Here is a 19,503-nt window from a genome sequence, read left to right as displayed (position 1 = left end):
TCAGGCGTCGCGCAGCTCGAAGGCGGGAAACAGTGCCTCCAGCTCTCGCCATAGCTGGGGGGCGCCCTGCGGCGCGGGCTTCGCGAGAAGCTGCGGATCGAGCTGGCGGGCCGGGCGCGCCAGTTGTACGGCGAAGCGCTCCACGCCCATCCCGCGCAGGCGCGTTGCCAGGCGCCAGAGGCGTTCGCTATCGAACAAGCGCCAGTGCACCGTGGTCCGGCATTCATAGGCCACGCCGCTATCCAGCAGGTGTTCCAGGCTGCGCCAGTTGGCCGCGCCGCTGCCGTCCACGCCGGTAATGGCGGCGACGTCCTCGGCCGGCGCCTTGACGTCGAAGCCCACCCAGTCGCTCTGCGCCAGCACCCGGGCGAAGGCGCGGGGGTTGATGCCGGCGCTGTGCAGGCCGACGCGGAAGCCCAGTTCGCGGACCATGCGCATGGCGTCGCCGAGGGCCGCCTGCAGGGTCGCTTCGCCGCCGCTGAAGACCACCGCCTGCAACAGGCCCTGGCGTCGGCGGAGGAAGTCGAGCAGGCGTGGCCAGGGGATTTCCTCCGCGCCGCGCGGCGCGATCAGTTCCGGGTTGTGGCAGTAGCGGCAACGCCAGGCGCAGCCCTGGCAGAACAGTACGCAGGCGAGCAGGCCGGGGTAGTCGAGGGTGGTCAGGGGCACCAGGCCCCCGACCCTGAGCGTGGCGCTCATCGCGTCTCGCGGAAATGGCGGCGTTCGCGATGCTCGGACTGCTTGCCGGCATTGAACGCTGCCACGGGACGGTGGTAGCCCATCACACGGGTCCAGACTTCGCAGCGCTGGCGCTGGCCTTCGGGCAACTGGTTGAGGTTCATCGGTAGTACTCCTTGCTGGTGGATGGATGGAACGACAGGCGACTCAACCGCCGCAGCCGCCGCAACAGCTCTTGGGCGTGGAGCGTTGCAGCAGTTCCTCGTCGCACTTCGGGCAGAACTCGTGCTCGCCGGCCAGGTAGCCGTGCCGCGGGCAGATCGAGAAGGTGGGGGTGACCGTCAGGTAGGGCAGGCGGAAGCGTCCGAGGGCGGTGCGCACCAGGGTCTTGCAGGCTTCGGCGGAGGAAATCCGCTCGGCCATGTAGAGATGCAGCACGGTGCCGCCGGTGTACTTGCATTGCAGGGCATCCTGCAGTTCCAGCGCCTCGAACGGGTCGTCGGTGAAGCCCACCGGCAGTTGCGAGGAGTTGGTGTAGTAGGGCGCCTCCGGCGTGCCGGCCTGGAGGATGCGCGGATAGCGCTTGCGGTCCTCGCGGGCGAAGCGATAGGTGGTGCCCTCGGCGGGCGTGGCTTCCAGGTTGTAGAGGTGCCCGCTGTCCTCCTGGAAACCCACCAGCCGCGCGCGCACGTGATCGAGCAGGGCCAGGGCCATCTCGCGCCCGGCTTCGCTGTGCAGTCCCTCGCGGTCGTCGCTGAAGTTGCGCACCATCTCGTGCAGGCCGTTCACGCCGATGGTGGAGAAATGGTTGCGCAGGGTACCCAGGTAGCGTCGGGTGTAGGGATAGAGGCCGGCATCCATGTGCTGCTGGATCACCTTGCGCTTCAGCTCCAGGCTGGCGAAGGCGAGTTCGAGCAGGTGGTCGAGCTGGCGGTAGAGGCCGGCGGCGTCGCCACGGTGGCGATAGCCCAGGCGCGCGCAGTTGATCGTCACCACGCCCAGCGAGCCGGTCTGCTCCGCCGAGCCGAACAGGCCGTTGCCGCGCTTGAGCAGTTCGCGCACGTCCAGTTGCAGGCGGCAGCACATCGAGCGCACCTGGTTGGGCTGCATGTCCGAGTTGAGGAAGTTCTGGAAGTAGGGCAGGCCGTAGCGCGCGGTCATCTCGAACAGGCGGGTGGCGTTGTCGCTGTCCCAGGGGAAGTCGTGGGTGATGTTGTAGGTCGGGATCGGGAAGGTGAACACCCGGCCGTGGGCGTCGCCGGCCTGCATCACCTCGATGTAGGCGCGGTTGATCAGGTCCATCTCGGCCTGCAGCTCGCCGTAGGCGAAGGGCATCTCCTCGCCGCCGATACGCGGCACCTGGTCGCGCAGGTCTTCCGGGCAGACCCAGTCGAAGGTCAGGTTGGTGAAGGGCGTCTGGGTGCCCCAGCGCGACGGCACGTTGAGGTTGTAGATGAACTCCTGGAGGGCCTGGCGCACGCTGGCGTAGTCGAGGCGGTCCTTGCGCACGTAGGGCGCCAGGTAGGTATCGAAGGAACTGAAGGCCTGGGCCCCGGCCCACTCGTTCTGCAGGGTGCCGAGGAAGTTGACCATCTGCCCCAGGGCGCTGCCCAGGTGCTTCGGCGGACCGGCCTCGACCCGCCCCGGCACGCCGTTCAGGCCTTCGTTCAGCAAGGTGCGCAGCGACCAGCCGGCGCAATAGCCGGCGAGCATGTCGAGGTCGTGGATATGCAGGTCGGCGTCGCGGTGGGCGGCGGCGATGTCGGCATCGTAGACCTCGTCCAGCCAGTAGTTCGCGGTGACCTTGCCGGATACGTTGAGGATCAGCCCGCCGAGGGAATAGCCCTGGTTGGCGTTGGCGCGCACCCGCCAATCCTCCCGGGAAAGGTATTCGTTCATCGACGCGGCGACATCCACCAGGGTCTTGCGCTCGCGGCGCAGCCGGCCATGGCGTTCGCGGTAGACCACGTAGGCGCGCGCCGTGGGGTAGTGGCCGGCCTCCATCAGCACCCGTTCGACCAGGTCCTGGACCCGTTCGATATCCAGGCAGGCGCGCTCCGGCAGGCGTTCCACCACACGTTCGGCGAGCGCCTGCGCCTGCTGCGGGTCGAACTCGCCGGTAGCCTGCCCGGCGGCGGCGATGGCGCGTTCGATCTTGCCGGGATCGAAGGGGACTTCACGTCCGTTGCGCTTGAGCAGGGTGGCCGGCCAGGTAGCCTTCCGGGGCTGGGTCATTTCAATTTCTCCACAACATGATGTGTTTTGATTTTTCAAAACAACAAGATGTTGTGGATTCTGGCGAGCGGTGCCGAGCCGGCGTTGATCTGCGTCAACGTCCGGCGGATTGCCCGGGTTCCATTGGAGGTATTCCCCGTGCCCGGGTGACGGCGGATCAGGCCTGGGCGAGGCGGGCGAAGACCACGTAGTTGTCCAACTGCTGCCAGACCGTGGCGGCCTCGGCGAAGCCCGCCTGGCGCAGGGCGGTGAGATGGAAATCGAGCGAGCAGTCTTCGTCTTCGCTGGCGCGCCTGAGCGGGCGCCGCGCGAAATGGGCGTCGCGCTGCGCCTTCAGCGGGGCCAGCCGGGGGATCTGCGCGGCGCGTTGCCACCAGTCTTCCCAACTGTCCGCGCCGCTGGCCACGGAAGCCTGGAGGACCCTCTCGCGGTGCTTCCGGGACAATTCCGCGAGTCCCGGCCAGCGTCGGTCGTAGCGCATGTGGTCGGCGTTCAGCAGCACGCCACCGGGGGCGAGCAGCTCGCCGGCCTGGGCGTAGAACCCGGCGAGTTCGGCGGGCGACAGCCAGTGCAACGCGGTGGAAGAGAGCAGCGCCGCGGGCCGTTCGCCGGCGAGGGACTCGCGCGCTTCGGCGACCCGTTCGGTCCAGCCTGGATCGGTCAGGTCGCACTCCACCACGCGGACCCGGTCGGCGAAACCGGCCAGCGCCGTACGCGCGATCTCCAGCAGCATGACGTCGGCGTCCAGCGCCACCACCCGCGCCGCCGGGAAGCGTTCGAGCAGGCGCCGGCCGAGGGAGCCCGGGCCGCAGGCGGCGTCGATGGCGGTGAAGCTCCCGTCGCGGCCGAAGAGGTCTTCGAGCAACTGGAACATCGCCTCGTAGCGCTCCTCGCGCTGGCGGATGTAGCCCTCCTGCTGGCGGTCCCAGCGTTCGAGGAGCGCCATGATCTGCTCGGTTGCGGTCATCTTTCCTCCTGTGGGGCATGCCCGGTCGAGGGTAGGGTGCTGTGCTTCGAGGGATACGGCGAGCGAGACGTTCCCTCGCCCCGATGAATAAGAAGCGGCGGGCATTCTTCATTCCAAGAAATGTTATGTTATAACTTGTATAATATTCATAATTCATACCTGCCGACCATGACCCCCCATTCCTCCCCGCACCGTCTTCCTCCGCTGCGGCTGGCCCGCGCCGTGCCGTTCCTCTACCTGCTTCCCTGCCTGGCGCTGGCTGCGCCGGTCGACCTGGAGCCGACGGTGGTCAGCGCCACCACTACCGAGCGCAAGCTGCGCGACGCCCCGGCCAGCGTTTCACTGATCGCCGCCGAGGACCTGCGGCGGCGCCCGGTGCGCGACCTGCAGGAAGCCCTGCGCGGTTCGGAAAGCCTGCAGTTCAACGGCGTCGGCATGTCCCGGCGGGGCATCAGCGTTCGCGGCATGTCCAGCGAGCACACCCTGGTGCTGGTGGACGGCCAGCGGATCTCCACCTCGTCCGGGGCCATCGCCCATTCCGACTTCGACCTCGGCTGGGTGCCGGTGGAGAGCATCGAGCGTATCGAGGTGGTGCGTGGGCCGATGTCCTCGCTCTACGGTTCGGAAGCCCTTGGCGGGGTGGTGAACGTGATCACCCGGCGCGCCACCGATACCTGGACGGGCAGCGGCCTGCTCGATGGCGGCGTGCGCGAGGACGGTCTCGGCGGACAGAGCCACCAGTTCGGCGCCTATCTCGCCGGGCCGCTGGTGCCCGGCAAGCTGGGCCTTGCCCTGAACGGCGAGAGCCGCCGCCAGCAGGAAACCCCGGACGCCGACGAGCGCCGCCTCTCCGAGCTGGAAGGCGGCAACGCCGACAGCGGCGGGCTGAACCTCAGCTGGACCCCGGACGACGCCCAGCGCATCGACCTCGGCCACCAGCGCGGGCGCGAACGGCGCTGGCGCAACAGCGAGACCGGAGGGCCGCGCTCGCGCTACTACGAGTCACGCGACGTGATCGAACGCGAGCGCTGGTCGCTCGCCCACAATGGCCAGTGGGACTGGGGCAGCAGCCAGCTGCGCACCTACCGCAACCGCCTGGAGCGGCACAACGCGCGTTCCGACGGACAACCGCCGAGCAACCCGCAGCGCCTTACCGACAGCGTGGTCGACGGCCACCTCAGCGTGCCGGCCTTCGAGCGGCATCTCTTCACCCTCGGCGGCGAATGGCGCAAGGAAGAACTGGAGGATCGCTCGGTGAATACCGCCGGCGACGCCAGCGCGCGACACAAGGCGCTGTTCCTGCAGGACGAGATCGCCTTCGGCCCGGACTGGTCGCTGACCCTCGGCAGCCGCTTCGACAAGCACGAGGCGTTCGGCTGGGAAAGCAGTCCGCGCCTGTACCTGCTGCACCACCTTTCCGATGCGCTGACCCTGCGCGCCGGCGTCGGCCGCGGCTACAAGGCGCCGAGCCTGAAGCAGCTATCGCCGGAGTATGCGGCGGTCGGCGGCGGCGGGCGCTTCACCATCTACGGCAATCCCGACCTGAAGCCGGAGACCAATACGTCCTACGAACTGGGCGCCGACTACCAGGGCGATGGTTGGTCGCTGAAGGGCACGTTGTTCGAGAACGATGTCCGCGACCTGATCCAGACCGTCTGCGTAGCGCGCTGCGGGGTGCGCGGCGCCGAGGTGCGCAACTACGAGAACGTCGACAGGGCGCGGATCCGCGGACTCGAGCTGGGCGGCGGCGTGGACCTGCCGGCGGACCTGCGCTGGGAACTCAACTACACCTACCTCGACGCGCGCAACCGCACCGCCGGCCAGCGCCTCGGCGACCGCTCCCGGCACCTCGCCAACAGCCAATTGCGCTGGAGCCCCAATGCGCGCTTCAGCGCCCAGTTGCGCACCGAATACGTCGGCAGCCAGGTGGCCTACAGCAGCAACGTCGGCTATGCCTTGCCGGCCTACAGCCTGTGGCACCTGGAGCTGAGCCAGAAACTCAACGAGAACCTGACGCTGCGCGGCGGCATCGAGAACCTTGGCGACCAGCGCCTGGCCGACGACGACACGCACTTCACCTATGCCGAACCTGGGCGGACCTTCCATCTCGGTCTGGTGGCGAGCTTCTGATGCGCCGTTCGCTACTCTTCTGCGGCGCGCTGCTGGTCAGTCTCTGTGCCTGGGCGGAGCCGGCCCAGGTGCGTCTGCTCAGCAGCGATTTCGTCCTCCCGGGCAAGCACCAGCGCCTAGCCGGTTGGGCGCGCGAGGCTGGTGTCGAGTTGCGCGGCCTGCGCCTCGGCATCGGCGAGGCGCCGCCCGGCGCCTGGCTGGACGGCGGCGACCTGCTGATCCTCGACACACCGCGTCCGACCGATCGCGCCCAGGTCGAGCAGGCGCTGGGCGAGCGCTTGCAAGGCGGGACGCAACCCTGGATCCGCGTCGGCGGCGGTCCGCCGGGCTTCGGCAACCTGCCGGCGGCACTGGGCGGGCGCCTGGTCGGCTACTACGCGAACGGCGGCGAAGCCAACCTGCGCCGGCTGTTCGAGGCGGTCCGCCGCTGGCATGCCGGCCTGCCCGTCGACGCGTTGCCTGCGCCGCAGCCCCTGGCGCAGGCCGGCTTCTATCATCCCGACGCACCGGCGCCGTTCGCCGGCCTCGCCGACTACCTGGCCTGGGGCGCCTCGCGCTGGGCCAGCGACGCTCCGCGCATCGCCTTCCTGATCCCGCGCGGCGCCATCGCCGACGCCCAGACCGGCGCCATCGACGAACTGTTGCGGCGTAGCGAGCGGCACGGCCAGGCGCCGCTGGCGGTGTGGTTCGACGACAGCGATCCGGAAGCGTTGAGGAAGTCCTTCGCTGGCGCCGATGTCCAGGCGCTGGTCAACCTGCAGCACCTGCAGAACGGCCCGGCGCGCCGTGCCGAGTTCCTCGCGCTGGACGTGCCGGTATTGCAGACCCTCGGCTACCGCGACGGCAACGAGGCCGAGTGGCTGGCCGCCGCCAGCGGGGTGGCGCCGCGTACCGCGGCGGCCTTCCTCGGCATGCCGGAAACCTGGGGAATGAGCGATCCGCTGGTGATCAGCGCCCTGGAGAACGGCGAGCCGAAGCTGATGGCCGGGCAGGCCGAGGCCCTGCTGGACAAGCTCGACCGGCTGCTGCGCCTGCGTCGCCTGCCGGCGGCGGACAAGCACCTGGCGCTGATGTTCTGGAACCACCCGGAAGGCGAGAAGAACGTCGCCGCCTCGCATCTCAACGTAGCGGCCAGCCTGGCCCGTCTCGGCGAGGCGCTGCGGGCGGCCGGCTACCGGGTTGCGACGAGCGACGAAAGCGCGCTGATCGATACCGCCCAGCGCCTGCTCGGCGGCTACTACCGGCCGCAGACCCTGGACGCGCTGTATCGCGACGGCCTCGCCGCGAGCCTGCCGCTGGACGCCTACCTGCGCGGGTTCGAGGCGCTGCCGGCGGACCTGCGCGAGCAGATGCGCGCGCGCTGGGGCGACCCGCGCCGGCATTGGGCCTTGCGCGATATCGACGGCCAGCGACGCTTCGTGTTCCCGGCGGCGCACCTGGGTAATCTGCTGCTGTTGCCGCAGCCGCCGCGCGCCGGCCGTCCGGGCGAGGCCTACCACGACAGCGCGGTGCCGCCGGACCATCTCTACCTGGCGGTCTACCAGTTCGTCCGCGAGGGTTTCGGCGCCGACGCGCTGATCCATTTCGGCACCCATGGCACCCAGGAATGGCTACCCGGCAAGGACCGCGGGCTGGCGGTGGGCGACTACCCGCTGCGGGCGCTCGGCGACCTGCCGGTGTTCTACCCGTACATCCAGGACAACGTTGGCGAGGCGCTCCAGGCGCGCCGGCGCGGGCGCGCGGTCACCGTCAGCCACCAGACGCCGTCGTTCGCCCCGGCCGGGCTGTACGACGAACTGCGCGACCTGCACCAGCTGATCCACGAATACCAGCAACTGGACGAGGGCGCGGTGCGCGAGCGCAGCGCCGAGCAGATCCGCGCGGCGGTGCGGGCGGCACACATGAACGACGACCTGGGCTGGAGCGAGGCAGCGATGCGCGAGGATTTCCCGGCGTTCCTCGGCGTGCTCCACGACCACCTGCACCGACTGGCCGGCTCGGCGATGCCGCTGGGGCTGCACACCTTCGGCGTCGCCGCGTCGCCGGAGCTGCGCCTGGGCACCGTCATGCAGCAACTCGGCGAACCCTACTACCGCGCGCTCGGTCTCGACCCCGACGAACTGTTCGCCGCCGATTTCAGGGCGCTGCGGGAAGGTCGTGCCTACCGCACGCTGCAACGCTACCTGCGCGACGGCGGCGAGATCGCCAAGGTGGCCGATCCGCGCCTGCGCGAGCAGTTGCTGCGCGCCCGCGAACTGGACCGCCTGCTCGCCGACACCGGCGAACTGGAGGCGCTGCTCGCCGGCCTCGCCGGGCGCTTCGTGGCACCCGGGCCGGGCGGCGATCCGATCCGCAATCCGCAGGTACCCAGCGGGCGCAACCTGTTCGCCTTCGAGGCCGACAAGGTACCGACCCGCGCCGCCTACGAAGCCGGCGCCGAGGCCTTCGGCCAACTGCTGGAAAGCTACCGCGCCGAGCACCAGGGCAGGGCGCCGGAAAAGCTCGCCTTCAGCCTCTGGTCGTCGGAAACCATGCGCCACCTGGGCATCGTCGAAAGCCAGGCGCTGCACGCCCTCGGCCTGCGCCCGCGCTGGGACGCCGGTGGCCGCCTGCTGGCGCTGGACATCGTGCCGGCGGCGGAGCTGGGGCGTCCACGGGTGGACGTGGTGCTACAGGTGACCAGTGTCTACCGCGACCAGTTCGACGGTTTCATGCGCCTGCTCGCCGAGGCCATCGAGCGCCTCGCTGCGTTGGACGAACCGGGCAACCCGCTGGCGCGCAACAGCCAGGCGCTGGAGCGGCGCCTGCGCGAACGCGGCGTCGAAGCGCCACTGGCGCAGCGCCTGTCGCGCCTGCGGCTGTTCGGCAATGCGCCGGGCGACTACGGCACCGGGGTCACGCAACTGACCCTCGACTCCACCCGCTGGGACGACGACTCGGCGCTCGCCGAGCAGTTTCTCGGGCGCTTGCAGTACGCCTACGGCAGTCGCGACTGGGGCGTGAAGCTGGACGGCGGTAACCTGTTCGCCGAACAGTTGAAGGGCGTACAGGCGGCGATCCTCTCGCGCTCCTCGACGCTCAACGGCGTGCTCTCCACCGACCACCCGTTCGAGTACCTCGGCGGCCTGTCGCTGGCGGTACGCCACCTCGACGGCGCCAGCCCGGCGCTGTACATCGCCGACCTGCGCCAGCGCCAGCCGCGCACCACGGCCGCCGCGCAGTTCCTCGCCAGCGAGCTGCGCGGGCGCTACCTCAGCCCGCAGTGGATCGCCGCGATGCAGCGCGAGGGCTACGCCGGCAGCCTGGAAATGCTCGACCTGACCAACAACCTGTGGGGCTGGCAGGCGGCGGATCGCACCATGGTCCGCGCCGACCAGTGGCAGGCGTTGCACGACACCTTCGTCATGGACCGCCGCGAGCTGGGTCTCGCCGAGTGGTTCGAAACGCACAATCCGACCGCCCAGGCGCAGATCATCGCGCGCATGGCCGAGGCCATCCGCAAGGGCTACTGGGATGCCAGCGAGCAGACCCGCCGCGAACTGGCCGAGCGCTGGCGGCAACTGGCGGCCGCCGGCGCCGGCGAGGTCGGCGCGGCGACCACCCGTGAATTCATCGAACGGATGGCCGGCGGTTTCGGCGAGGCCGCGGCGCAGGCGGAGGGCGCGGCCGCGTCCGGTGCCGGCGAAACGGTCAGCGGCCGCGTCCTCGAAGAAGTCGCGCCGCCGCCGGCCGGCGAGCCGCAGCCCTGGCTCCGGCTGGCCGCCGCCGTGCTGCTCGCGCTGTTCGCCGCCGGCGCCGTCCGGCAATCCGTAGTCAATCGTCGTCCGATGGAAAATCGCTCATGAATGGTCTGGAAACCAGCCTCTACGAACTCACCCGCCTGTTCCTGCTGCCGGTGCTGCTGTTGATCCTCGCCGCGCTGGCCTACGCCTTCGTCGCCCTCGGCGGCTTCGCCATGGAAGCCTGGCAGCGCCGCCGCGGGCGCTACCGCTCGCGCCTGGCGGCCTGGCAGGCGCTGCATGGCGGCAACAGCGACGACCTCGAACTGTGGATCATGCAGCGCCTGGAATGGCTGCGGGTCACCTCGCGCAGCGCGCCGATGCTCGGCCTGGTGGCGACCATGATCCCCATGGGGCCGGCGCTGCTGGCGCTGACCCGCAACGACGCCCAGGGGATCGGCGAGAACCTGGTGGTGGCGTTTTCCGCGGTGATCCTGGCCCTGGTCGCCGCCAGCATCACCTTCTTCATCCTCACCGTGCGTCGCCGCTGGCTGCTCCAGGAACTGCGCGCCGTCGAACGTGCGCGGGAGGCCGGCTGATGCGCTTCCTCGAACACGACGAAGCGGACGACCCGATCCTCTCGATGGTCAACCTGATCGACCTGTTCCTGGTGGTGATCGGCATCCTCCTGATCGTCATCGTGCAGAACCCGCTCAACCCGTTCAGCCAGGACAAGGTGGTGGTGGTCGAGAATCCCGGCGAGGCGGACATGCGCATGCTGGTCAAGGACGGCAAGGAGTTGAAGCGCTACCAGGCCAGCGGCGAGATCGGCGAAGGGCAGGGTAGCCGCGCCGGGGTGACCTACCGCTTGGCCGACGGACGGATGATCTACGTGCCGGAGAGCGGCGGGGAGGCCGGCAAGTAGCGACGCGTACGGCGGAGAGCTGGGACTTTTGCCCGGAGTTCCCGGATAATGGCCGGTTTCCGTTTCTCTTGGTGCTCGCCGTGGAAGTAAAGGTCAATTTTCTCGATAACCTTCGACTGGAAGCCAGGTTCGATGATTTCACGGTGATCGCCGACCAGCCGATCCGCTACAAGGGCGACGGCTCCGCGCCGGGGCCGTTCGACTACTTCCTGGCGTCGTCGGCGCTGTGTGCCGCCTACTTCGTCAAGCTGTACTGCCAGACGCGCAACATCCCCACCGACAACATACGCCTGTCGCAGAACAACATCGTCGACCCGGAGAACCGCTACCGGCAGATCTTCAAGATCCAGGTGGAACTGCCGGCCGACATCTCGGAGAAGGACCGCCAGGGCATCCTCCGCTCCATCGACCGCTGCACGGTGAAGAAGGTGGTGCAGACCGGGCCCGAGTTCGTCATCGAGGAGGTCGACGACCTCGATGCCGACGCCCAGGCGCTGCTGATGCCCGGCACCGATGCCGCCGGCTGCACGCGCATCCCCGGCAAGGACCTGCCGCTGGAGCAGACCATCGCCAACCTGTCGGCCATCCTCGCCGGCCTCGGCATGAAGATCGAGATCGCTTCCTGGCGCAACATCGTGCCCAACGTCTGGTCGCTGCACATCCGCGATGCGCAGTCGCCGATGTGCTTCACCAACGGCAAGGGCGCGAGCAAGGAAAGCGCGCTGGCCTCGGCGCTGGGCGAATTCATCGAGCGGCTGAACTGCAACTTCTTCTACAACGACCAGTACTGGGGAGAAGAGATCGCCAATGCGGCGTTCGTCCATTACCCGGACGAACGCTGGTTCAAGCCCGGCCGCGACGATGCGCTGCCGCTGGGACTGCTCGACGGCCACTGCCTGGCGATCTACGACCCCGACGGCGAGCTGCGCGGCTCGCACCTGTACGACACCAACTCGGGCAACGTGCAGCGCGGTATCTGCGCCTTGCCCTTCGTGCGCCAGTCCGACGGCCAGGTGGTGTATTTCCCCTCCAACCTGATCGAGAACCTCTACCTCAGCAACGGCATGAGCGCCGGCAATACCCTGGCCGAAGCGCAGGTGCAGTGCCTGTCGGAGATCTTCGAGCGCGCGGTCAAGCGGCAAATCCTCGAAGGCGAGCTGGCGCTGCCGGACGTGCCGCCGGAGGTGCTGGCCAAGTACCCGGGCATCCTCGCCGGGATCCGCGGCCTGGAAGAGCAGGGCTTCCCGGTACTGGTCAAGGACGCCTCGCTGGGCGGCGAATTCCCGGTGATGTGCGTGACCCTGATGAATCCTCGCACCGGCGGCGTGTTCGCTTCCTTCGGCGCCCACCCGAGCTTCGAAGTGGCCCTGGAGCGCAGCCTGACCGAACTGCTCCAGGGGCGCAGCTTCGAAGGCCTGAACGACCTGCCCCAGCCGACCTTCGAAAGCCATGCGCTGACCGAGCCGAACAACTTCGTCGAGCATTTCATCGATTCCAGCGGCGTGGTGTCCTGGCGCTTCTTCAGCGCCAAGGCCGATTTCCCGTTCGTCGAGTGGGACTTCACCCGGCAGGGCGAGGCTGCCAACGCCGAGGAAGCCGCGACCCTGTTCGGCATCCTCGAAGCCATGGGCAAGCAGGTCTACATGGCGGTGTACGAGCACCTAGGCGCTACCGCCTGCCGGATCCTGGTGCCGGGCTACTCGGAAATCTATCCGGTGGAAGACCTGATCTGGGACAACACCAACAAGGCCCTGGCGTTCCGCGAGGACATCCTCAACCTGCACCGCCTCGACGACGCTGCGCTCGGGGCTTTGCTGGAGCGCCTGGAAGACTGCGAGGTGGACGACTACACCGACATCACCACGCTGATCGGCGTCGAGTTCGACGACAACACGGTCTGGGGCCAACTGACCATCCTCGAGCTGAAAGTGCTCATCTGCCTCGCCCTGAAGCGCTTCGAAGACGCCAAGGAAGGTGTGGAGGCGTTCCTCCAGTACAACGACAACAGCGTCGAGCGCGGCCTGTTCTACCAGGCGCTGAACGTGGTGCTGGAGGTCGTCCTCGACGACGAGCTGGAGATCGCCGACTACGAGGCCAATTTCCGCCGCATGTTCGGCGACGCGCGGATGGACGCCGCGCTGGGCTCGGTGGACGGCAGCGTGCGCTTCTTCGGCCTGACGCCGACCAGCATGAAGCTGGAAGGGCTCGACCGGCACCTGCGGCTGATCGACAGCTACAAGAAGCTGCACGCCGCGCGAGCCAGGATGCAGCCCGTGGTGGACGGCGAGGCCACGGCTGTCGCAGCTGGCGGCCTCAAGCCCCGGCGCATGGCGATCCGCAAGCGCAAGTGAGGAGGGCGCCGAGGTCGGGACGCGAGGATGATCATGAGGGAAACTTGATTTCATCACGAAGAAATTGAGTTTGTCTCATGGCATGAGTCTCCCGAGAATCCCTCCATCGACCTTTCGACTGGAGGAACACCCATGGTCCTGGCCCACACTCTCGGCTTCCCACGCATCGGACGCGATCGCGAACTGAAAAAGGCCCAGGAAGCGTTCTGGAAGGGCGAGCTGGACGAGGCCGGCCTGCGTGCCGTCGGCCGGCAACTGCGCGCCGCCCACTGGCAGGCGCAGAAGGACGCCGGCATCCAGTTGCTGCCGGTCGGCGATTTCGCCTGGTATGACCAGGTGCTTACCCATTCGCTGACCTTCGGCGTGATCCCCGAGCGCTTCCGGGCGCACGGCGAGGCCGGGCCGACCCTGCATACCCTGTTCGGCATGGCCCGTGGCGTCAGCGACGACAGTTGTTGCGGCGGTGCCCATGCCCAGGAAATGACCAAGTGGTTCGACACCAACTATCACTACCTGGTCCCCGAGTTCAGCGCTGACCAGCAGTTCCAGCTGAGCTGGGAACAACTGTTCGAGGAGGTCGACGAGGCCAGGGCCCTCGGCCACCAGGTGAAGCCGGTGCTGATCGGTCCGCTGACCTACCTGTGGCTGGGCAAGGTCAAGGGCGCCGGGTTCGACAGGCTCGACCTGCTGGACCGTCTGCTGCCGCTCTACGGCCAGATCTTGCGCCGCCTCGCCGGCCAGGGCGTGGAGTGGGTGCAGATCGACGAGCCGATCCTGGTCCTCGACCTGCCGCAGGCATGGAAGAACGCCTTCGAGCGCGCCTACAACCTGCTACAGAGCGAGCCGCTGAAGAAGCTGGTCGCCACCTACTTCGGCGGCCTGGAAGACAACCTGGGCCTGGCCGCCAACCTCCCGGTGGACGGCCTGCACATCGACCTGGTGCGAGCGCCGGAACAGTATCCGAGCATCCTCGACCGCCTGCCGGCCTACAAGGTCGTCTCGCTGGGCCTGGTCAACGGACGCAACGTCTGGCGCTGCGACCTGGAGAAAGCCCTGGAGGTGGTGCGCCATGCCCGGGAGCGCCTGGGCGAGCGGTTGTGGGTCGCGCCGTCCTGCTCGCTGCTGCACAGTCCGGTGGACCTGGAGCGCGAAGATGGGCTGGACGCCGAGCTGAAGAGCTGGCTGGCCTTCGCCGTGCAGAAGTGCCGCGAAGTCGCGGTGCTGGCCCGTGCCGCCACTGAGCCGGAAGCCGCCGAGGTGCTTGCTGCCCTGGAAGAGAGCCGTGCGGTCCAGGCCAGCCGCGCTTCCTCGCCGCGAATCCACAAGCCCGCCGTGCAGGCGCGCCTGGCCGCGATCAAGGCCAGTGACGCCCAGCGCCGCTCGCCGTTCGCCGAACGCATCGCCAGGCAGCGCGCCGGGCTCGACCTGCCGGCATTCCCGACCACCACCATCGGCTCCTTCCCGCAGACCTCGTCGATCCGCCTGGCCCGCCAGTCGTTCAAGCAGGGCAAGCTGAGCGAGGCCGAGTACATCGAGGCGATGCACAGCGAGATCCGCCATGCGGTGCAGATCCAGGAACAACTGGGGCTGGACGTGCTGGTACACGGCGAAGCCGAGCGCAACGACATGGTCGAGTACTTCGCCGAGCAACTGGACGGCTACGTCTTCACCCGCTTCGGCTGGGTGCAGAGCTACGGCTCGCGCTGCGTGAAGCCGGCGGTGATCTATGGCGACCTGAGCCGTCCGCGGCCCATGACCGTGGAGTGGATCAGGTACGCCCAGAGCCTTACCGACAAGGTGATGAAGGGCATGCTGACCGGCCCGGTGACCATGCTGATGTGGTCCTTCCCGCGCGAGGACGTGTCTCGCGAGGTGCAGGCGCGCCAGTTGGCCCTGGCGATCCGCGACGAAGTGGTCGACCTGGAAGCGGCCGGCATCAGGATCGTGCAGATCGACGAGGCGGCTTTCCGCGAAGGCCTGCCGCTGCGCCGCAACGCCTGGCCGCACTACCTGGAATGGGCCACCGAGGCCTTCCGCCTGTGCGCCTCCGGAGTCCGCGACGAAACCCAGATCCATACGCACATGTGCTACAGCGAGTTCAACGATGTGATCGAGTCCATCGCCGCCATGGACGCCGACGTGATCACCATCGAGACTTCGCGTTCGGACATGGAGCTGCTGGAGGCCTTCGAGCAGTTCGACTACCCGAACGAGATCGGTCCGGGCGTCTACGACATCCACTCGCCGCGCGTGCCGAGCCGGGAAGAGATCGTCGCGTTGCTGCGCAAGGCGGCCCGGCGGATACCCGCCGAGCGGCTCTGGGTCAACCCGGACTGCGGCCTGAAGACCCGCGCCTGGCCGGAAACCGAGGCAGCGCTGGTGAACATGGTCGCCGCCGCCCGCGAACTGCGTGGCGACCTCGCCCGCGGCTGACCCGCAGGCCTGGTGAGCGCAACGGGACGCCTGGCGTCCCGTTGCGCATTTGCACGTCGGTTCAGTGCGGAGCGTCCACCAGCGCCCGTAGCACATGGTCTTCCCAGACCCCGGCGATCTTCAGGTAGGCGCGGGCGTAGCCTTCCTTCTCGAAGCCGAGGCTTTCCAGCAGGCGCTCGCTGCGTGCGTTGCGCGGCAGGTGGCTGGCCATGATCCGGTGCAGGCCGAGCTGCTCGAAGCAATACCGGTTGGCTATCCGCAGGGCTCGTGCCATCAGGCCGCGGCCCTGCGCCGCAGCGGCCAGGGAAAAGCCCAGGTGGCAGGCCTGGAATACCCCGCGGACGATATTGGTGTAGCTGCAGCGCCCCAGCACCTCGCCGTCGTTGGGATCGAGCAACAGCAGGAGAAGCGCCTCGCCTTCGTCCATGCTCGCCACCTGTAGCAGGGTGCGGGCGCGGGCGTTGTCCACGGAAAAGTACCCCGGGTCGCGCAGCGGCTCCCATGGCGCCAGGTGCTCGCGGTTGGCGTTCTCGTAGCGGCTGGTCCGGACGAAATCGTCGGGTTGCAGCGCGCGCAGGAGGAAATCCGTGTCGCGATGCAGTATCGGCACCTGCCGCCGGTTGCCCGGCAAGACCCTCGGGTGGCCGGGCGGGAAGGGCTCCAGGACGGACTTGAAGTCATTCATAGAACTTGCCCGCCAGCATCAGCTGTGCCGCGCGCCGCCAGGCATTCTCCGGCCTGGAATAGCCCGGCAGGCCGTCGCGGGAGTCCTCGCCCCAGGTCGCGGCGGCATCGAGGAAGCCGCCGATGCTACCGTTCTCCCAACCCAGCGGACTGGGGCCGAAGGGTTTCGGCGGGTTGGCGGCGGCGAGGCGGCGGTCTTCCTTCCAGTCCGCCGCCAGCGCGGCGAGGAAGCGCAGGAAACCCGCTTCGTCCTCGACCTGTTCGGCCAGCGCGTAGAGATCGGTTGCCATGTGCTTCCTCCTGGAAGTGGGGTTCGGGATACGACGGCGCGAGGTCGGAGCGCGCTCAGTCCGGGCGCAGCGATCATAGCGCGGGCCGGCGCTGGCGTGGCTCGCAGCCTGGCCGATGCGCGGGCGATTGTCGGGGCGTACCCATGCCTGCCTCAAGCAGAGCGTCTCGGTAGTCGGGCTGGCCGGCCTGGCGATCCTGGCATCGCGCGCTCCGCTGGGTCCCGCCCGGTAGGGGATGGACGGCGATGCGGTGGCCGAGGAAAGTTGCCGGAGCCCGATCTACACTGGCGTTTAGCGGTAGGACGGCTATCTCCGGTTCTCCACTCCCTCGCGATGGACAGGCGCCATCAAGGAGTCGTGCGCGATGCTCTTCGGCAGAAAAAGCAGGGCGGTGGAAAGCGCCGCCAAGGATGAAGACCTGGCGTGGCGACTCGATGCCATCGGGCAGAACGTTGCCACCATCCGTTTCACTCCCGATGGCCAGATACTGTCCGCCAACCCGCTGTTCCTCGCGGTGGTCGGCTACTCGGCGGACGAGCTGGCCGGCAAGCACCACCGGATCTTCTGCGAAGAGGACTACCAGGCCTCCGCCGCCTACGTGCGCTTCTGGAAGGAGCTGGCCAGCGGCACGCCCCAGCGCGGCGTGTTCAAGCGCCTGCGGCGCGACGGTACGCCGGTCTGGCTGGAGGCCACCTATTTCCCGGTGAAGAATGCCGAAGGGGCGGTCATCGAGGTGCTGAAGATCGCCGCCGACGTGACCCGCAACCATTCCGAACTGCTCCTGCTCAACGCGATCAACGACTCCATACGCCAGTCCATGGCGGTCATCGAGTTCACCCCGGACGGCGAGATACTCGATGCCAACGAAAACTTCCTGCGTCTCTTCGGCTACAGCCTCAAGTCGCTCAAGGGCCAGCACCACCGCATGCTCTGCTTCGACGAGTTCTATCGGGAGAACCCGGATTTCTGGGCCCGGCTGCGGCAGGGCGAATTCTCCCGCGGGCATTTCGAGCGCCGCAGCGCCGCCGGCGAGCGGGTACATATCGAAGCCACCTACAACCCGGTCAAGGACGGGTCGGGGCGGATAATCAAGGTCATCAAGTTCGCCATCGACGTTACCGAGCAGGTCAATCGCAACGAGGAAGTACGGCGCGCCGCCGAGCTGTCGTTCTCCACCGCGGAAGAGACCGCGCAGATTTCCACCCGCGGCATCGACTCCCTCGACCAGTCCGTCGCCCTGTCGGCCAAGACCCTGTCGATGGTCAACATCGCCGTCGGTCTGATTTCCCAGCTCACCCACCAGACCAAGGACATCGAGAACATCGTCACCACCATCCAGAGCGTCGCCGAACAGACCAACCTGCTGGCCCTCAACGCCGCCATCGAAGCGGCTCGCGCCGGCGACATGGGGCGCGGCTTCGCGGTGGTCGCCGACGAGGTGCGGCAACTGGCGGCGCGCACCAGCGGCGCCACGGTGGAGATCAAGAACGTGGTCACCGAGAACGTCAAGCTGACCCAGCAGATCAACCACAACATGCAGACCATCGAGTCCAGCGCCCAGGAGAACAACAACCAGATCACCACCGTGGCCGGCATCATGCAGGAGATCAGCAAGGGCGCCGAGCACGTGGCGCGGGTGGTGTCGAGCCTGTTCAAGTGAGGCGGGAGCGGGACGGCGCCCGGTCTTGACTCTCCCACAAGGTGGCGAACACAGACTCCGCTCGCCACCGGCAGCGGAGTCGAACGCGACATGCCACCGAAGAACGTCCGCCTGATCCTCGGCCATCCCTCCGGCGACAGCTTCTGTGCCGCCATCGCCTGGGCCGAGCGCCTGGCCTGCGGTTGCAAGTGTTCGAGGACAGCCTGGCGGGCGTAAGGATCGCGTGGGTTCTCCGCGTAGCGAGCGGTTTTCGCCTGGAAGCACGGTTGCGGGAAAAGTTCCGCTGCAAACCCTCCGACTTGCAGAACGCGAGGCAACCCGCATTCCTTGGCACTGCGCTTGATCGTGGCGAAAAGACCCACGGAAAATCACCGGGTCGTTCAGTCTTGCCAAAGGAAATCAGTATGAAGAACGCAATGGCCCTGACCCTGGCCGGCCTGCTGGCCGCTCCGTCCCTCGGCTTCGCCGCCGCGCCGGACGCCGTGATGGTCTTCGCCCGCCAGGGCGACAAGGGCAGCGTATCCGTCGGCGACAAGCACTTCCGCACCCAGGCCTTCAAGGTCCGCCTGGTGAATGCGGCGAAGAGCGAGATCAGCCTGAAGAACAGTTGCCTGGTGGCGCAATCCGCCGCCGGCCAGTCCTTCAGGCTGGATACCGTGGACGAGGAACTCACCGCCGAGACCCTCAAGCCGGGCGCCTCCGTCGAAGGCGACGCGATCTTCGCCTCCGAGGACGACGCGGTGTACGGTGCATCGCTGGTCAGGCTGAGCGACCGGTGCAAGTAGGCTACTAGCCGTTGCGCAGCGAAAGCCGCAGGGCAGCCTCGGCGGCTTTCGGGTGCGAGGAAACGGCTTTCGAAGGTTTCGGCGCGAATCTGAAATCATTCAGGGCGCGTTTCCGGCGCTTCTGGTTGCCTGTACCGGGGGCCGAATTCCAGCTACCCAGGGGCTAGGGGAGGGTAGACATCGTTCCAGGCTGCGCCCGAGCGAGGCGCTCGACCCACAAGGCACGCCCGGCCCCCTCTCCCGTGTGCGGGAGAGGGTTGGGGTAAGGGCCAGCAGCACAATACCCGGCAACACCAGATTCCAAAATCCGAATCCGCACCACTCAAGCCGCGACTATGTGGTTAGCAGTGGGGGAGGTTGTGGTTCTGCGGGTGGCAATAGGTGTGCCGTTCAGGTATGGGAGAGGCTATGGCTTAGGGAGGGAAGGGCTGTATACGGCCAGGAGCGGACGTTCATATGGGGCTATCACAACGGAGGCCCCTCAGTTTACCTGCTTGTGAAGTGACACTTTGCTCGGCCACTTGCGCCCGATTTTAGCAGCGGCCACAAGCAGCCTTACAGCAGCCAAGGGCTACTCATTGCGCGAACTCCTCGCGATAGCTATTGTGGTGATGCTTCGTTTGCTTGCTGGTCGAGCCGCCAGGCG

14 protein-coding genes and 2 pseudogenes are annotated in these 19,503 nt (G+C 67.9%); 10 read left to right on the top strand and 6 right to left on the bottom strand.

All coding sequences use genetic code 11. The features are described 5' to 3' along the window. The 4 genes from HMPREF2886_RS11880 to HMPREF2886_RS11865 all read right to left on the bottom strand — a co-directional run bounded on the left by HMPREF2886_RS11880 (position 1) and on the right by HMPREF2886_RS11865 (position 3,880). A complete protein-coding gene (locus HMPREF2886_RS11880; protein ID WP_057388122.1) occupies positions 1 to 699 on the bottom strand; it encodes an anaerobic ribonucleoside-triphosphate reductase activating protein in 699 nt (232 codons plus the stop codon). Further along, positions 696 to 842, bottom strand: a complete 147-nt coding sequence (nrdD, locus tag HMPREF2886_RS11875; RefSeq protein ID WP_033970274.1) for an anaerobic ribonucleoside-triphosphate reductase — start codon at positions 840 to 842, stop codon at positions 696 to 698. Before nrdD ends, HMPREF2886_RS11880 begins: the two co-directional genes overlap by 4 nt. A 43-nt stretch (positions 843 to 885) precedes the next feature. Then, positions 886 to 2,913 carry a ribonucleoside triphosphate reductase gene (locus tag HMPREF2886_RS11870; protein WP_023436426.1) on the bottom strand — a complete coding sequence of 676 codons (2,028 nt, stop codon included), beginning with the start codon at positions 2,911 to 2,913 and terminating at the stop codon, positions 886 to 888. A gap of 157 nt (positions 2,914 to 3,070) precedes the next feature. After that, positions 3,071 to 3,880: a class I SAM-dependent methyltransferase gene (locus HMPREF2886_RS11865; RefSeq protein WP_070747413.1), complete on the bottom strand. Its 810-nt coding sequence runs from the start codon at positions 3,878 to 3,880 to the stop codon at positions 3,071 to 3,073. A 168-nt stretch (positions 3,881 to 4,048) separates the two neighbouring features. Here HMPREF2886_RS11865 and HMPREF2886_RS11860 point away from each other — a divergent pair, with 168 nt between their 5' ends. The 6 genes from HMPREF2886_RS11860 (at position 4,049) to metE (ending at position 15,438) form a co-directional block, all read left to right on the top strand. After that, the gene (locus HMPREF2886_RS11860) at positions 4,049 to 6,010 is read left to right on the top strand and encodes a TonB-dependent receptor domain-containing protein (RefSeq protein ID WP_033970271.1); all 1,962 of its coding nucleotides are present in this window, start codon (positions 4,049 to 4,051) and stop codon (positions 6,008 to 6,010) included. Further along, positions 6,010 to 9,855, top strand: a complete 3,846-nt coding sequence (gene cobN / locus HMPREF2886_RS11855) for a cobaltochelatase subunit CobN (RefSeq protein WP_070747411.1) — start codon at positions 6,010 to 6,012, stop codon at positions 9,853 to 9,855. Before HMPREF2886_RS11860 ends, cobN begins: the two co-directional genes overlap by 1 nt. Next, positions 9,852 to 10,328 carry a MotA/TolQ/ExbB proton channel family protein gene (locus tag HMPREF2886_RS11850; protein WP_010794079.1) on the top strand — a complete coding sequence of 159 codons (477 nt, stop codon included), beginning with the start codon at positions 9,852 to 9,854 and terminating at the stop codon, positions 10,326 to 10,328. The genes cobN and HMPREF2886_RS11850 overlap by 4 nt, the downstream gene beginning before the upstream one ends. Beyond that, the gene (locus HMPREF2886_RS11845) at positions 10,328 to 10,654 is read left to right on the top strand and encodes a DUF2149 domain-containing protein (protein WP_003088238.1); all 327 of its coding nucleotides are present in this window, start codon (positions 10,328 to 10,330) and stop codon (positions 10,652 to 10,654) included. Before HMPREF2886_RS11850 ends, HMPREF2886_RS11845 begins: the two co-directional genes overlap by 1 nt. 80 nt (positions 10,655 to 10,734) lie before the next feature. Beyond that, positions 10,735 to 13,005 carry an OsmC domain/YcaO domain-containing protein gene (locus HMPREF2886_RS11840; protein ID WP_033978691.1) on the top strand — a complete coding sequence of 757 codons (2,271 nt, stop codon included), beginning with the start codon at positions 10,735 to 10,737 and terminating at the stop codon, positions 13,003 to 13,005. Between the two features lie 132 nt (positions 13,006 to 13,137). Beyond that, the gene (metE, locus tag HMPREF2886_RS11835; RefSeq protein WP_070747409.1) at positions 13,138 to 15,438 is read left to right on the top strand and encodes a 5-methyltetrahydropteroyltriglutamate--homocysteine S-methyltransferase; all 2,301 of its coding nucleotides are present in this window, start codon (positions 13,138 to 13,140) and stop codon (positions 15,436 to 15,438) included. 61 nt (positions 15,439 to 15,499) lie between these two features. On the opposite strand, the gene HMPREF2886_RS11830 is transcribed toward metE, so the two are convergent. Beyond that, positions 15,500 to 16,069: a GNAT family N-acetyltransferase gene (locus tag HMPREF2886_RS11830; protein ID WP_083318547.1), complete on the bottom strand. Its 570-nt coding sequence runs from the start codon at positions 16,067 to 16,069 to the stop codon at positions 15,500 to 15,502. A 46-nt stretch (positions 16,070 to 16,115) separates the two neighbouring features. Beyond that, complete coding sequence (locus tag HMPREF2886_RS11825) at positions 16,116 to 16,412, bottom strand: DUF7660 family protein (protein ID WP_034007531.1); 297 nt, start codon at positions 16,410 to 16,412, stop codon at positions 16,116 to 16,118. A 364-nt stretch (positions 16,413 to 16,776) separates the two neighbouring features. Here HMPREF2886_RS11825 and HMPREF2886_RS35320 point away from each other — a divergent pair. The 4 genes and pseudogenes from HMPREF2886_RS35320 to HMPREF2886_RS11815 all read left to right on the top strand — a co-directional run. Beyond that, positions 16,777 to 17,544 (top strand): annotated as a pseudogene (locus HMPREF2886_RS35320) (PAS domain-containing protein); the annotation flags it as partial. Between the two features lie 186 nt (positions 17,545 to 17,730). Then, positions 17,731 to 18,072 (top strand): annotated as a pseudogene (locus tag HMPREF2886_RS35315) (methyl-accepting chemotaxis protein); the annotation flags it as partial. A 90-nt stretch (positions 18,073 to 18,162) separates the two neighbouring features. After that, entirely contained in the window at positions 18,163 to 18,288 is a 126-nt protein-coding gene (locus tag HMPREF2886_RS35000) for a hypothetical protein (RefSeq protein WP_256562513.1), read from the top strand. A 188-nt stretch (positions 18,289 to 18,476) separates the two neighbouring features. Next, a complete protein-coding gene (locus tag HMPREF2886_RS11815) occupies positions 18,477 to 18,857 on the top strand; it encodes a DUF4354 family protein (RefSeq protein ID WP_003144439.1) in 381 nt (126 codons plus the stop codon). Positions 18,858 to 19,503 lie beyond the last annotated feature (646 nt).

The sequence above is a fragment of the Pseudomonas sp. HMSC066A08 genome, assembly GCF_001813025.1.
Taxonomy (GTDB): Bacteria; Pseudomonadota; Gammaproteobacteria; order Pseudomonadales; family Pseudomonadaceae; genus Pseudomonas; species Pseudomonas aeruginosa.
The sequence above is the reverse complement of the archived record's forward strand: the minus strand, read 5'-3'. Positions and strand labels throughout refer to the sequence as shown.